Raw genomic sequence first — 14,409 nt, 5'->3', positions numbered from 1 at the left:
CTTAAATCAGCTTCACCTTTGCTCGGTCGATACAGCTTGCAGCGATATGCTTATAAAAAGGGATTTTCCACTTCCTGAGCGGCATGCGGCTCAATGAGCGCAGGCAAGTCAGGCGTAGCTTCTAAGGTTACGACAATTGCATTCAGATATGCCTGTAACACTTTGGCTGCAGCTAAACCGGCCTGATCTTTGCCAATTTGCAGATTTCCGTAAATATTGATGCGATCCAGCTGATTTTCCAAAGTTAAATCATGAATAGCATGCGAGGCCGTGTCATTTTCAAATGGTTTAAACATGTGCCACCTCCGTACCCGATATCATGCTTTGACGCATAAAAATTTATTTCACTAACTGCAACATATACTGCAATAAAGACTCAATCAACTGTTTCACAATTGCATCTTGGGTTTCTGCATCAAGGCTTGGACTTGGACTGTGCGAGGCTTTACTCTGACCTGAACTAAAGCTTTGCTGCGCCGCTTTAATTTGCTCTGGGGAAAGGTCTTCAGCACACTGACTTTCAGCATCCCAATGCGAATAGGCAATCGCTTGCTTGGCTTTCACGGCATTGGCCGTCAAAGGCAATTGATAGGTATTGCGTTTTTGCTCTTCGGTCAGTTGCGGAAATAAGTTCACACCTATTTGCTCTTCCAAATAGCACACACTCACAATCTTCACCTGTTGCGAATTGTTATTCGGGGCATAGTAAACCCCGATCGCACCTGTTTTCGGAATATAGACCGCTTTATAAACCGCCGTCGGAACCATGACCCCCTGCCCGATCACTTTTAAGGTTTTGCTGGTAAAAGTCGGACCCGTGACCACATACACATCGGTCTGATGTTTGGTCACAATTGCGCGAGTGGCTTCTTCCAGTTTACGCCAGACTTCCTGATTATTTTTGGGCGCTTGTGGCACCATATTGGCGAGCGAAAAACTGTCAAACTGTGAGGCTTTATTCGGCATATCGGCATTGGGTGCCATATGCCCGCGGTCATAACCTGAGCCACGATAATCAGACAAGGTCGCACGATATTGCTCAGGGATACGCGATTCTTCATGAAAGCTATCTTCACGCGGAATTTTTTGACTTAAACGTTGTGGCGTTAAAGCTTCCGCCACCCAAAGTGGCGTTTTAGACACGCCGGAATACATGACATTAAACCCATTAAAACATAAGGCATAACTCTGCTTTTGCAGACTTTGCTTGCTTAAATACGGCGGGATATCACGGTAAAACTGATCCAGACAGGCTGAATTTGAGGCGCTCGGTAAAGACAGGAACTGACTAATCCGCTCCTGCCCAAAGGCAATGGCAAAACTGCCTGCTGCAACCACCCCCAACACAACTTTTGAACTATGCTGATTAAAAAACCAAGGAAAGGATTGCTTGGAACTACGTTTCTTACTTGCCATTGCTTTATAAAACTACTAATTTTGCGCGAGCTTAACAAAGCCCCTCCGTAGAAGTATATCTCCTTGCGCTTGATCGTTTAACAATTCAACAAAATTGCAACAACCTCAGACCAGTTGTAACAGATTGTCTTGTTTTTGCTGAATTTTAGCGGACTTCTCGATGCAATTCGGTAGTTTCATCTGTCATCTCTATTTTGTTTATGCCAAGGTAAGCCCACTGAAATGGCAAAAATAAAAGACGGAGTTAAAATGTCTGTAAAAATGATCGCCTGCGGGCTGATGTTGGGTACAATCAGTGCCACTGCTTTGGCTGAGCCTGCGGTACAAGCCGGTGAAACCCTAGAGAGTTTATCTAAAGCCAAAATGAGTACCACTATTAATGGCCAACCAGGCTCTATTCAAGCATTGGTCGACTCTGGCAAAGTCCGTGTGATTGACGCTGCTGTAGCCTCCATGCCTGCTGCTACAACTGGGTTAGACGCTTCAGCAAGCCAAGCTAACCCGACAGACAGCTCTATGGCAGATACTGGGCACAATCCTGAAATACAGGCCATGCCTGAGCAACAGCTCACACCAGCAAATACGCCACCTGTCCCGATGCAACAATAACAGCTTAGTGAGCTTTGGGCTGACTGAAAGCAAAAAACCAAGGTCGATGCCTTGGTTTTTTTATTGATTGCTCTAGATCGGGCTAGATTTCAATTTGGCTGCCCAGCTCCACCACACGGTTAGGCGGAATTTTATAGAAATCGCTAACTGGACTGGTATTCCGTTGCATAGAAATGAACAGTTTTTCTCGCCACGGCGTCATGCCTTCGCCCACGGTACTGATAATCCGTTCACGCGAAACGAAGAAACTGATTTGCATTAGATTGTATTCTAAGGCTAAGGCTTGATATACCCCTTGCAGCGCTTGAGGAATATTCATCTCATCTTTAAAGCCGTAATACAACTCTACCCGATAAAAATGCGAGTTCAATGTTTCCACGTGGAACCGTTCTTGAGCACCGACATAAGGCACATCTTGGATTTTCACCGTCAAAATAATATTTTTCTGATGCAAAACTTTATTGTGCTTCATGTTATGCAACATGGCATGCGGAACCACCGTAGGTGTACCCGTCAGGAATACCGCTTCGCCTTCAACCCAGTTGGCTTCTTCACCAATACTTTGCACAAATAAATCCAGTGGCAACGTATCTTGCTGGAGTTTGGCAAAGGTGAGTTCGCGGCCTTGTTTCCAAGTCATTAACAACAGGAAGGCAATACTACCAATCAGTAACGGCACCCATCCGCCCGAGAAGACTTTCAGAGAGGTGGCGCCTACCAAGACCAAGTCTAATGTCAGGAATGGAATAATCAGTAACATCAGCTTTGGCCAGCTCCACTTCCAAGTCGAACGAATGAAAATGGCGATCAGCAAGGTATCGCAGAACATCGTCATAGTGACGGCCAAACCATAGGCATGTGACAATTGCGAGCTGGTCTGGAAAATCAAAATCAGGATAATAATCGAGGCCAACAACACCCAGTTCAGCAACGGCACATAAATCTGTCCCTGTTCCGAATCTGAGGTGTGTTTAATGTTTAAACGCGGCAAATAACCCAATTGAATGGCCTGACGAGTCAGAGAGAAAACCCCTGAAATCACGGCTTGTGATGCAATAACTGCCGCCATGGTCGCCAAGAAAATCATTGGATAGAGGCCCCATTCGGGCACCAATAAATAAAATGGATTTTCAATCGCATTCGGGTCACGCAGCAATAATGCCCCTTGCCCAGCATAGTTCAGCAATAAACATGGTAATACCACGAAAAACCACGCCAGACGGATTGGCACAGGACCAAAATGTCCCATGTCCGCATACAAGGCTTCTCCCCCCGTAACCGTCAGTACCACAGCACCCATAATGAAGAAAGTCATCAATGGATGATTCATAATAAACTGAATGGCCCAATGTGGGCTAAACATTCCCAACACTAAAGGCGTTTGAATGATGCTGGAAATTCCCAATATGCCGAGGGAAAAGAACCACAACAAGGTGATCGGGCCAAAAAATTTACCAACAAAGGCTGTACCATGCTTTTGCATGATAAACAGTGTCGTCACAATGCCAATTGCAATGGGCACGATATAAGGGTCTAAAGCATCTGTGGCAATTGAAAGCCCTTCTACGGCAGACAATACTGAGATTGCTGGCGTAATAATGCCATCGCCGAAAAACAGCGAAGCCCCGATAAAACCAACAGCGATCATGAGCAATTTTTTACGATCACTCAATTTGGTATTGCGTAAGTTCAATGCGAGTAGCGCCATGATTCCGCCCTCGCCATTGTTATCTGCACGCATCACAATTGCGACATATTTAATGGTAATGACCATGGTCATGGTCCAAAAAATAATCGACAAAATGCCCAATACGTTAGCAGGGTTAATCCCCAAGCCATGCGCTGCATGGAAAGATTCTTTCAATGCATAGAGTGGACTGGTTCCGATATCTCCAAACACAACCCCTAATGCTGCTAAAGTAATTGCAGGCAATGCGGCTTTTTTTGCAGAACTTTGCATATGTTGCCTTTAAAAATGGAACAGTATTTTTGTGCAATAGTATCATTAAGAAAAATCTTTTTCTTCAAATCAATTGTTTCTGACTTGGCAGACTGTCTTTTTTTGGCTATTATCGCGCTCCAATGGTGAGGTGTCCGAGTGGCTGAAGGAGCACGCCTGGAAAGTGTGTAAACGTTTATAGCGTTTCGAGGGTTCGAATCCCTCTCTCACCGCCAAGATTCATAATCATGTAGCCACATGATGAACAAAAAGGTTTAAATCCAAAGGGTTTAAGCCTTTTTTGTTGTCTAAAATAGGACATGCCCTAATAAAAAATCCCCCAGAGACTGGGGGATTCAATCACAAGCTTGCTAAATAATGCACTGATTAAACCGACACGCTGATCTGCTTTTGCTGCCGAGAAGCCGGTAATAACTTTTCAAACATGTGCATCAGTTCAGGATTTTCAGTTTGCCATTTGGGCTGTTTGTCCTTATCAATCAGTAAGGCACGTACGCCTTCTATCATGTCACCTTGTTCAAACCAAATATTCTGTAAATCCCGTTCAAGCTGCATACATTGCTCTAAAGACAAACCGCGCCCCACATGCTGTAGCTTCAGACTGATCTGCTTTGCCAGCAAGGAACGCTGCTGTAAAATAGCTAAGATCTTCTCGGCCCAAGCCATATTTTCACTATCAGTTGTATTCGCCAGACTGTCTTCAATCTGCGCTAATTCGCTATGAGAAAAGTGCTGTCGAATGGCGTCTTCATACGGCCTCAGTTCACTCGGTGCAGGATCTACTAAATAGCGCGCAATACACTGCTCAATGAGCTGCTGATTTAACACAGGGGCCTGAGCCAATTCGGTTTGCAATTGTGCCAACTGCTCACTTGCCACCAAGTAATCAATTAAGTCTAAATGCAAGGCATCACTACTGCTGATCTGCTCACCGGTCACCGCCATGTACACCCCAAGATCATCTAAGCGGGACAAGAAATGGGTTGCCCCGACATCGGGGAAAAAGCCAATGGCTGTTTCAGGCATGGCAAACCGTGATTTTTCACTGCTGACAATAATATGGCAGGCTTGTGCCAAACCGAATCCCCCACCCAAGACATAGCCATCCAAAAACACCAATACAGGTTTAGGATACTGGCGCAGACTGTTGAGCATGTGATATTCATCGGCAAAATAGTCTTGATAGTTGTGATTGCCATTGTGATAGCTATCGTATAAATAACGAATATCACCGCCTGCACAGAAGGCTTTAGGGCTATTCGAGTTAATCAGAACCGCTTGAACCTGAGGATCCTCGCGCCACAGTTCCAGTTGCTGAGTCATGCCGTGAATCATGGCCAAGGACAATGCATTGAGATGTGAAGCTCGGTCGAGGGTAATCACCCCTAAATGTCCTTGGATGCTAATCTGTAAATTATTTTCCATACTCAGAATCCATGCTTATTGTTGGTTAAATTGTGCAGGGCGTTTTTCAATAAAGGCATGCATGCCTTCTTTCTGGTCAGCTGTTGCAAAGATGGAATGGAAAGTACGACGTTCAAAGCGTAATCCCTCACTCAAACTCACTTCAAAAGCACGATTAATGGTTTCTTTAATCATCATGGTGGCGGTGAGTGAGCGTTCAGCAATTTTTTCTGCCGCCTGCAAGGTATAGTCCAGCAGTTGTTCTTTTGGTAACACGCGTGCCACCAAACCACTTTGCTCTGCCTCCACGGCATCCATTTGACGTGCGGTTAAACACATTTCCATGGCTTTGGCTTTACCGATGGCCAGAGTTAAACGCTGGGTTCCACCAATGCCGGGGATCACGCCTAACGTCACCTCAGGCAAACCAAATTTGGCATTGTCCGCGCAGTAGATAAAATCGCACATCAAGGCCAACTCACAGCCTCCCCCGAGGGCATAACCACTGACTGCGGCAATCAAAGGTTTACGGCGCTGGGCAATCCGATCTGCCAAATGGAAAAAATCATCGAAATAGATGTTGGGGAAATTCAAATCTGCCATTTCTTTAATATCGGCACCCGCGGCAAAGGCTTTTTCTGAACCGGCCAACACCATACAGCCCACTTCACGATCACGCTCAAACTGATCCAGAGCATGGTTAATTTCAGCAATCAATTGGCTATTTAAGGCATTTAAAGCTTTCGGGCGATTTAAAGTAATCAGCCCCACCCCATTACGCTTCTCTACCAAAATGGTTTCCCATTGTTGTTCTTCAATAAAGGTTTTTCCCCACTGCATGATTTTATCCTTTTATTCTGTCGATGCTCGGCACAGGCCAGCTGCTGATTTCATATCCATCTGTTGAGCGTTGCCTGTGCAGCAGTCGAATTATCTCGATCTATCTTTATAAACTACGTGCGATGACTAAACGCTGAATGTCACTGGTACCTTCATAAATCTGGCAAATTCGGGCATCGCGATAAATGCGCTCGATGGGGAAATCTTTGAGATAGCCATAACCGCCAAAAATCTGTAAGGCGTTGGAGCAGACGCGCTCGGTCATTTCCGAGGCAAATAGCTTTGCCATCGAAGCTTCAGTTAAACAGGGCTGTCCTGCTTCTTTTAATCGTGCAGCGTGATGCACCAACTGGCGCGCCGCGGCAATTTCAGTGGCCATACTGGCTAAGCGGAATGACACCGCTTGTTGCTCAAAAATCGGCTTACCAAATGCCACGCGCTCCTTGGCGTAACGCGTTGCTTCTTCTAAAGCCGCTCTGGCTAAACCGACCGCCTGAGCAGCAATCCCAATGCGTCCACCCTCTAAATTGGATAAGGCAATTTTTAAACCCTCTCCTTCTTTACCCAACAGCATACTTTTGTGTAAACGCACATCAGTTAGGGCAATTTGACAGGTGTCGGAGGCATGTAAACCCAGTTTTTCCTCGACTCGAATCACCTCATAACCTGGGGTATTGCGCGGCACCAAAAACGCACTCATGCCTTTTTTACCCGCAGCTGGGTCGGTCACAGCAAACACGATAATCACGCCCGCATTATGTCCCGAGGTAATAAACTGTTTGGCGCCATTAAGAATGTAATCATCCCCATCTTTCACCGCGCGGGTTTTAATCGCTGCGGCATCGGAACCGGTATGTGGTTCGGTTAAGGCAAATGCACCGATCATTTCACCCTTGGCTAAAGGCACCAGAAATTGTTGCTTTTGCTCCTCGGTGCCAAATTTCAGAATCGGCACACAGCCCACAGAATTGTGTACACTCATAATGGCCGAAGTGGCACCGTCCGCGGCAGCAATTTCTTCCAGTGCCAGTACATAAGCCAAATTACCAGTGGCTGAACCACCCCACTCTTCTGGCACCAACATGCCCATAAAGCCCAACTGTCCCATTTGCTGTAAGGCATCTGCGGGAAAGATGCCATGTCGATCCCACTCAGCAGCATTCGGTTTAATCTGTTCTTGCGCAAAGCTTTTGGCCATATCCTGAATCAGGACTTGTTCTTCAAAAAACATCCCTTGTCGATCCCACTCACTGGCCTTCGCGTTCATCTGTTCTTGATCAAAATTTTTCGCCATGTCCTGCATGCGGACTTGTTCTTCAGTAAATTGCATAATCCTTTCCTTACAATGTCTTAACTTGCGACTGCTGCGGTTTGCTGTTTGGCAATTTCCTGATTACGCAGTAAAAAACGTTGAATTTTTCCACTTGGGGTTTTTGGCAGTTCGCTCACGAACTCGATTAATCGTGGATAGGCATGCGCCGATAAACGCTTTTTCACAAACTGGCTCAGTTCATTTTCCAGTTCAGCACTAGCAGTACTTTCACCCGATAAAATCACAAAGGCTTTAATCACTTCAGTCCGCTCTGGATCAGGCACACCAATCACCGCAGCTTCAATCACTGCATCATGTTCTAGCAAGGCACTTTCCACATCGAATGGGCCGACGCGATAGCCTGAGGTGGTAATCACATCATCACTGCGCCCAACAAAGCTCATACTGCCATCCGCATGAATTTCCGCGGTATCGCCTGTTAAATAGTAATGCCCCAAAAACGGTGACTTACGACTTTCTTCATAGCCAGCAAACCACATCATCGGCGACTGGCTGATGTCAACGGCTAAAATTCCCGGGGTGTCAGCAGCGAGTTCATTGCCTTGTTCATCTACCGCCACCACACGGTAGCCCGGGCTGGCAAAGCCTGCCGAACCTGCGCGCACAGGGTGCTCTAGTGCATGATGGTTACACACCACCATCCCCACTTCGGTCTGACCATAATGGTCATAAATTGGAGCATCTAATACTTGCTTGAACCAGCGGAACACTTCTGGGTTCAATGGTTCACCTGCGCTGCTAACCACACGCAGCTTGCCCCGTAATTTCGCCATTTGCTTTTGATCGGCAGCCATCATCATGCGATAAGCGGTTGGTGCGCCTGCCAGATTATTCACCCCATAGTCCTGTACAATTTGGCATAGGCTGTCTGGGGTAAAGGCACCTTCGTAAAAAATGGTCGGATGACCCAGCAATAAAGGCCCCGTAATGCCGTAATACAAGCCATACGCCCAACCCGGATCCGCAATATTCCAGAAAGAATCTTCCGCACGCAGACCAATCGCATCCTGCATATAGCCCCCGAAAGCAATCAAGGCTTTTAAGGCAACTTGTAGCGGTTTGGCAGGGCCTGTCGTGCCTGAAGTAAACATCAGCAAGAACGGATCTTGGATGTTCATCATCACCAGTTCACATTGATCCGACTGACGGTTGACTTCCGCCCAGAAACTATAATCGCCCTGATATAACCCTGTACCTTTTGCACCAGTGACGGTCACAATCGCGGGACAGTCTTCAACCTCATGCAATTTGTCGCGGTTGCCCACATCCGTCACCACCAATTTGCTTTGCGCCAGTTTTAAGCGGTGCTCAATGGCTTTGGGACCAAATGCAGTAAATAGCGGTTGATAGACCGCACCAATGCGCCATGTGGCTAAAATGGTGATGATGAGTTCAGGAGTGCGTGGCAACAAGCCCGAAACACGATCCCCTTTGCCCACCCCTTGAGCTTTCAAGAAATTGGCGAATTGACTGGCACGTTGTTGTAACTCGCGAAAGGTGTATTGCTCCTTACGACCATCTTTACCCTGCCAAAATAGGGCAATCCGTCCAGGCAAGGCATGACGATCACAACACTCATAGCACGCATTTAGCGCTTCAGTTGAACCAGATAAAAACCGTTGCGCAGCCTGTTGTAAATCAAAGCCTTGCTGCGCTTGTTGATAATTTGAAGTCATCCTTTCACCTCAGTCTCAATTCTTCTTATTCACGACGAGTTTTTTATCGGTCGCAATCATTGCGACCCGTACTTACGTTTAATTTGCTTCGCGGGGTAAGTACTGCTGGATAATGCTGGAAAAGTCCAAATGTGCATTACCTTGCAAGCACAACTGTTGATACAGCTGTTGTGCCAATCCCCCGAGCAATACAGGTTGCTTGACTTGGCTCGCAGCTTCAATGGCCAAACCTAAATCTTTTAGCATCAGTTGCGAGGCAAAACCGTCGGTATACCCCCGGCTGGCGGGTGCATTCGGACTAATATCTGGCCACGGATTACAAATTTCTGAACTCCAGCAACGGCCACTGGAGCTATTGATCACCCCGGCCAAGGCATGCGTGTCAATACCTAAGCGGCTACCGAGTGCCATACCTTCGGCCACGGCGGCCATAGAAATACCGAGAATCATGTTGTTGCAGATTTTGGCAATTTGCCCAGCCCCGACAGCACCACAATGTACGGTGTTTTTACCCATAAAACTAAGAATAGGCTTGACCTGTTCATAGGTGGCCTCATCCGCACCCACCATAAAGGTCAGCGTGCCCGCTTTGGCGCCAATGGTTCCACCAGAAACCGGAGCATCACAGACCTGAACCTGATGCTTCAATCCCTCTGCCGCCACATCTTTAATGGTTTGCGGGTCAATGGTACTGGAGTCTATACACAAACTGCCTGCGCGCATGACCGCCAAAATACCGGTTTCCCCCAAATACACCTCACGCACATGTTTGGCGGCGGGCAGCATGCTGATCACTACATCGGCCTGCGCAGCGGCGGCTTGCGGGCTGTCGCACACCACGCCGCCACTTTCTGCAAACTGGTGTAAGGCTTTTTCACTCAGGTCATAACCCAGAACCGTTTGTCCCGCTTTGAGCAGGTTCTGTGCCATCGAACCGCCCATATTGCCTAAACCAATAAACGCTATCTTCATCTCGCTACTCCTTTAGCGCAAACTGATGGTGGTATTCACTTCGCCAGCCTCTTGGCTGTCTTCAAACCAGCGACTGGTAATGGTTTTGGTTTGCGTATAGAACTGCACCGCCTGTTTGCCATACGGACCCAAGTCTCCTAACTTCGAGCCACGTGAACCGGTAAAACTAAAGAACGGTACAGGTACAGGAATTGGAATATTGATGCCCACCTGCCCGATATCGATACGGTTCTGGAAGGTACGCGCCACGGCACCACTTTGGGTAAATAAGCCCACGCCATTGCCAAATGGATTGGCATTGACCAGTTCAATGGCTTCATCCAAAGTATCCACGCAAAGAATAACCAGTACAGGACCAAAGATTTCTTCTTTATAAATGCGCATATCGGTGCGGACTTGGCTAAAAATGGTTGCCCCGACAAAATTACCCTGCTCATAGCCTTTGACTTGAATATCACGACCATCCAGCAGCAATTCAGCGCCTTGTTCTACTCCGCTGTTGATTAGCTCGATTACGCGCGCTTTGGCTCGCGGTGAAATCACAGGACCAATATCGGTATTCGGTTCATGCCCGGCATTCACGCTCAAAGTTTTGGCTTTGGCCACCAAGTCCTTGATCCAGTGTTGGCTGTCCCCCACCATCACCGCGACTGAAAGTGCCATACAACGCTGCCCTGCTGCACCGAAGGCTGCACCGACCATGGCATTTAAAGTCTGTTCTTTATTGGCATCTGGCATCACCACCACATGGTTTTTCGCACCCATCATCGATTGCACGCGTTTGCCATGCTGACCCGCCAAGTTGTAGACATGCGTGCCCACCGCAGTCGAACCAACAAAGGAAATGGCTTTGATGTCTTGATGGGTACACAGTGCATCCACCACCTCTTTACCCCCATGCACCACGTTCAGTACGCCTGCTGGAATGCCAGCTTCAATCGCCAACTCCACCAGCATCATAGTGGAGAGCGGGTCTTGTTCTGACGGTTTCAATACAAAGGTGTTGCCGCAGACAATTGCCATCGGGAACATCCACAAAGGAATCATGGCCGGGAAGTTAAATGGGGTAATTCCAGCACAAACGCCCAAAGGCTGCTGTAAGGTATAGGTATCGACGCCACGTGCCACCCCTTCGGTATACTCACCCATTTGCAAAGTGCCGATTGAGCACGCATGCTCCACTACTTCCAAACCACGCTGAATATCACCTTCGGCATCGGCGAGGGTTTTGCCTTGTTCAGCCGTCAACACCTGTGCAATTTTCTTGGCATTGTCGCGAATCAGTTGCTGTAATTTCAGCATAATACGCATACGTGCCTGAATCGGGGTCTCTCTCCAGCTGGCAAATGCCGCTTTAGCGGAAGCAATGGCAGCCTGTACTTCTTCAGGGGTGGCCAAAGGCACTAAGCCAATGACTTCTTGGGTTGCAGGATTGACAATATCCAGCCACTGCTGAGTTTTAGACTCAACAAATTCACCGTTAATCAATAATTTAGCTGTAGACAATTGGATTTTTGGAACCGTATTCATAACCTCTCCATAGGCATTCATTTTTATTGTGTTGCAACTGAACCCTACGACTTAAACCGTATGTTCAAATTCTGATTTTCAAATCAGACTAGCAAAGAAAACTTTGACCACCAATCGAGATTGGTGCACGATGGTTGTGCAATTTTGCACAGGATGTGGAAAATAAAAAATGAAAGTGGATTGGGATCATCTACAGTTTTTTTTGGTTTTGGCCCGCGCCAAAACGCTGACCAATGCTGCGCGGATTATTGGAGTCGAACACAGTACTGTGGCGCGGCGAATTCAGGCGCTGGAACTGGCTTTGGGCACACCACTATTTAAGCGTGAAGCCACAGGCTATGAATTGACGCTCGAGGGTTTGGCTTTGGTACCTCGGGTCGAGCAAATGGAACAGGCCTTTTTGCAAATTGAAAAACCGCAGCAACCGCTCGAAGGGCGGGTACGGATTGGCGCACCCGAAGGCTTTGGTACGGCCTTTTTGACCCAGCTTTTGGCTGAACTGTCGCAACAGTTTCCCTTGCTGACCATCGACCTGATTCCTGTGCCGAAGATGATTAAATTGTCACATCGTGAAGCCGATATTGTAATTTCGATTGATCGTCCCAAATCGGGTCCCTACATCATTACCCGACTCACGGATTACTGTCTGAAAATTTACGGCAGTCAAAAATATCTGGCGCAGCATGCCCCGATACAACACATGCAAGACCTCGCCCAGCATCGTTTTGTCAATTATATTGACGATCTGATTTATAGTGCGGAGCTGTATTGCTTGGAACGCTTGCCGATTCCACTCACCGCCAATTTCCGTAGCAGCAGTATTTTGGCGCAACAGATTGCGGTCAATGCAGGCGCAGGCTTGGCGATTCTGCCGCAGTTTTTGGCTTATGATCAGCCCGAATTAGCGCAAGTGTTGGCTGAAGAGGTCCGCTTTACCCATACTTTTTGGATGCTGACCTTTGTGGATTTACAGCACGAACCTCGAATTAAACTGGTCTGGGATTATTTACGTAAACAGGCCGATTTAAAACAAAGTATCTTAATGGATTAGCAGAAACTTGCAGGCCACTTTGAGCCTAGTAATGCCCCATGGCAATGCGACGGGTCAATTGCTCCAATCGATCCGCTTTTTGACTTTGCGGTAACACCCGACACACCATTTCCGCAGTAAAATCGACCGCTGTATTCGGGATAATCGGGCGTAACTGGGTGTTGGCATAATTCTGGCTGCTCATCAACGAGCCTGTTTTCTTAAAATTTGCCGATGAACGGATACTGTATAAGTCACTGTCACAGCCGACCCGATACAAAGCCAGAGAATAATCCCCCTGCTCTAAACCATCTTTTTCTTTATCATTTTTAATCAGATATTTGACCCAATATTCCACTTCATTGGTGGTGACATCAGTAACTTTGACCCGATTAAAATCGACATAAATATATTGTGAACGGTCATAATTGGCATTCACAAAACTCCACTCTGCACAGGCAGAAGCGGCCACCAACAGACTGCATAAACCGAAAACAAGACGATACACCACCACGACTATCCCCCCAGATAGAGAAGGCAATTATAGCAATTTTCGCTTGTAAAACACAGAAAAAATATAACTAAGATACTGAAATAATTAAATTAATTTTAATATTTATTTATCACCTAGCACACAATTTCGAACAGAATAATTGACTGGTCGGCACTCTTGCGCTGACTCTGCGGCTTAGGTAGCAGCTTGGTGACAGACCATTTGTAGCGTGCTGGCAAAATTAATCGCCAACTGGGTCGCCAGACGCTGCTTATAAATCACCGCCAATCCAACCGTCGGCACCGGCTCAGCAAAAGTGCGATATTTCACCCCCTGAATTTGCAGTTGTTGCGAGGATTCGGGCACTAAAGACACCCCCAGATTGGCTGCTACCAAAGACAAGATCGACACAATTTGTGGCGCACTCTGACCCATCTTGGGTTCAAAACCCGCTTTCTGGCAGGCATCGCTAATCGCATCATATAAACCGGCACTAACATTGCGCGGAGACATAATAATTTCATGCTCGCGCAGGCAGGCCACATTAAATGGCTGCGTCTCAAGGGCGAAATCTCGACGTAACGGTAGTGCCGCAATCAAAGCCTCATCCAGCAAATGCTGCATGGCCAAACTGCTGTGAATCTGGCGTGGGGGGCGAATAATGGCGATATCTAGGCGATCCTCCAGCACATAGTCAATCAACTTAAGCGAGTTGGCTTCTTCCAGTTTTAGGCCCACTTTGGGGTACTGCTGCTGATAGCGACGAATACTTTCAGGGATTAAAGGATTGAGCATAGACGTGCCAGTAAATCCCAAACGTAACTGCCCCACTTCACCATTGGCGACATGACGCGCCAATTGAATCGCATCATCCAACTGATGCTGTAAAGGGCTGACAGCCGTCAGAAAGGCCTGCCCGACTTCGGTCAATGTGACCCCTTGAGCAGTGCGTAGAAATAATTCTGCGCCAATACTGTCTTCCAAATCGCGGATTTGCATACTGAGTGGCGGCTGGCTCATGCACAAGCGTTGTGCCGCTCGGGTAAAGTTCTTTTCTTCGGCCACAGTCAGAAAATAACGGATATGACGCAGTTCAATACTCATATATAAAACATATATTGCTATAGAGTGAAATATATTAGAAAG

13 protein-coding genes and 1 tRNA gene are annotated in these 14,409 nt (G+C 47.1%); 3 read left to right on the top strand and 11 right to left on the bottom strand.

Features of this window, described 5'->3' with window-relative positions:
* Positions 1-50 precede the first annotated feature (50 nt).
* Complete coding sequence (locus tag AC6CHI_RS06870) at positions 51-296, bottom strand: hypothetical protein (RefSeq protein ID WP_498120272.1); 246 nt, start codon at positions 294-296, stop codon at positions 51-53.
* A gap of 43 nt (positions 297-339) precedes the next feature.
* Entirely contained in the window at positions 340-1,416 is a 1,077-nt protein-coding gene (locus AC6CHI_RS06865; protein ID WP_498120270.1) for a DNA/RNA non-specific endonuclease, read from the bottom strand.
* A 249-nt stretch (positions 1,417-1,665) separates the two neighbouring features.
* Here AC6CHI_RS06865 and AC6CHI_RS06860 point away from each other — a divergent pair, with 249 nt between their 5' ends.
* The gene (locus AC6CHI_RS06860; protein ID WP_498120268.1) at positions 1,666-2,025 is read left to right on the top strand and encodes a hypothetical protein; all 360 of its coding nucleotides are present in this window, start codon (positions 1,666-1,668) and stop codon (positions 2,023-2,025) included.
* 82 nt (positions 2,026-2,107) lie between these two features.
* Here AC6CHI_RS06860 and AC6CHI_RS06855 read toward each other — a convergent pair whose 3' ends face one another.
* Complete coding sequence (locus tag AC6CHI_RS06855) at positions 2,108-3,985, bottom strand: potassium transporter Kup (RefSeq protein WP_498120266.1); 1,878 nt, start codon at positions 3,983-3,985, stop codon at positions 2,108-2,110.
* 124 nt (positions 3,986-4,109) lie between these two features.
* Here AC6CHI_RS06855 and AC6CHI_RS06850 point away from each other — a divergent pair.
* Positions 4,110-4,200: transfer RNA gene (locus tag AC6CHI_RS06850), tRNA-Ser, on the top strand.
* Positions 4,201-4,351: 151 nt separating this feature from the next.
* Here the strand turns inward: AC6CHI_RS06850 and AC6CHI_RS06845 are convergent.
* The 6 genes from AC6CHI_RS06845 to AC6CHI_RS06820 all read right to left on the bottom strand — a co-directional run bounded on the left by AC6CHI_RS06845 (position 4,352) and on the right by AC6CHI_RS06820 (position 11,740).
* Positions 4,352-5,416 (bottom strand): enoyl-CoA hydratase/isomerase family protein, encoded by a 1,065-nt coding sequence (locus AC6CHI_RS06845; protein WP_498120547.1) that lies wholly within the window; start codon positions 5,414-5,416, stop codon positions 4,352-4,354.
* A 9-nt stretch (positions 5,417-5,425) separates the two neighbouring features.
* Positions 5,426-6,229, bottom strand: a complete 804-nt coding sequence (locus AC6CHI_RS06840) for an enoyl-CoA hydratase (protein ID WP_498120264.1) — start codon at positions 6,227-6,229, stop codon at positions 5,426-5,428.
* 106 nt (positions 6,230-6,335) lie between these two features.
* On the bottom strand, positions 6,336-7,460 hold the full coding sequence (locus tag AC6CHI_RS06835) for an acyl-CoA dehydrogenase family protein (RefSeq protein WP_458891971.1): 1,125 nt from the start codon (positions 7,458-7,460) through the stop codon (positions 6,336-6,338).
* Between the two features lie 119 nt (positions 7,461-7,579).
* A complete protein-coding gene (locus AC6CHI_RS06830) occupies positions 7,580-9,238 on the bottom strand; it encodes an AMP-binding protein (RefSeq protein WP_498120262.1) in 1,659 nt (552 codons plus the stop codon).
* Between the two features lie 78 nt (positions 9,239-9,316).
* Positions 9,317-10,210, bottom strand: coding sequence for a 3-hydroxyisobutyrate dehydrogenase (gene mmsB, locus AC6CHI_RS06825; protein WP_498120260.1), 894 nt, complete (start codon positions 10,208-10,210; stop codon positions 9,317-9,319).
* 12 nt (positions 10,211-10,222) lie between these two features.
* Entirely contained in the window at positions 10,223-11,740 is a 1,518-nt protein-coding gene (locus AC6CHI_RS06820) for a CoA-acylating methylmalonate-semialdehyde dehydrogenase (RefSeq protein ID WP_498120258.1), read from the bottom strand.
* A gap of 169 nt (positions 11,741-11,909) precedes the next feature.
* Between AC6CHI_RS06820 and AC6CHI_RS06815 the strand changes: the two genes are divergently transcribed.
* Positions 11,910-12,791, top strand: coding sequence for a LysR family transcriptional regulator (locus tag AC6CHI_RS06815; protein ID WP_458891824.1), 882 nt, complete (start codon positions 11,910-11,912; stop codon positions 12,789-12,791).
* A 25-nt stretch (positions 12,792-12,816) separates the two neighbouring features.
* Here AC6CHI_RS06815 and AC6CHI_RS06810 read toward each other — a convergent pair whose 3' ends face one another.
* Both AC6CHI_RS06810 and AC6CHI_RS06805 read right to left on the bottom strand, forming a co-directional pair.
* A complete protein-coding gene (locus tag AC6CHI_RS06810) occupies positions 12,817-13,284 on the bottom strand; it encodes a surface-adhesin E family protein (protein ID WP_498120256.1) in 468 nt (155 codons plus the stop codon).
* Positions 13,285-13,458: 174 nt separating this feature from the next.
* Positions 13,459-14,361, bottom strand: a complete 903-nt coding sequence (locus AC6CHI_RS06805; protein ID WP_498120545.1) for a LysR family transcriptional regulator — start codon at positions 14,359-14,361, stop codon at positions 13,459-13,461.
* Between the last annotated feature and the right edge of the window lie 48 nt (positions 14,362-14,409).

The sequence above is a fragment of the Acinetobacter sp. GQ146 genome, assembly GCF_059758585.1.
Note: the sequence above shows the minus strand (reverse complement) of the source record. Positions and strands in the feature narration are given on the sequence as shown.

Excerpts from the sequence above, each read along its gene's own strand:
- AC6CHI_RS06870 (WP_498120272.1), bottom strand. The coding sequence starts at position 296 with ATGTTTAAACCATTTGAAAATGACACGGCCTCGCATGCTATTCATGAT.
- AC6CHI_RS06865 (WP_498120270.1), bottom strand. The coding sequence starts at position 1,416 with ATGGCAAGTAAGAAACGTAGTTCCAAGCAATCCTTTCCTTGGTTTTTT.
- AC6CHI_RS06860 (WP_498120268.1), top strand. The coding sequence starts at position 1,666 with ATGTCTGTAAAAATGATCGCCTGCGGGCTGATGTTGGGTACAATCAGT.
- AC6CHI_RS06855 (WP_498120266.1), bottom strand. The coding sequence starts at position 3,985 with ATGCAAAGTTCTGCAAAAAAAGCCGCATTGCCTGCAATTACTTTAGCA.
- AC6CHI_RS06840 (WP_498120264.1), bottom strand. The coding sequence starts at position 6,229 with ATGCAGTGGGGAAAAACCTTTATTGAAGAACAACAATGGGAAACCATT.
- AC6CHI_RS06835 (WP_458891971.1), bottom strand. The coding sequence starts at position 7,460 with ATGTTTTTTGAAGAACAAGTCCTGATTCAGGATATGGCCAAAAGCTTT.
- AC6CHI_RS06830 (WP_498120262.1), bottom strand. The coding sequence starts at position 9,238 with ATGACTTCAAATTATCAACAAGCGCAGCAAGGCTTTGATTTACAACAG.
- mmsB (WP_498120260.1), bottom strand. The coding sequence starts at position 10,210 with ATGAAGATAGCGTTTATTGGTTTAGGCAATATGGGCGGTTCGATGGCA.
- AC6CHI_RS06820 (WP_498120258.1), bottom strand. The coding sequence starts at position 11,740 with ATGAATACGGTTCCAAAAATCCAATTGTCTACAGCTAAATTATTGATT.
- AC6CHI_RS06815 (WP_458891824.1), top strand. The coding sequence starts at position 11,910 with ATGAAAGTGGATTGGGATCATCTACAGTTTTTTTTGGTTTTGGCCCGC.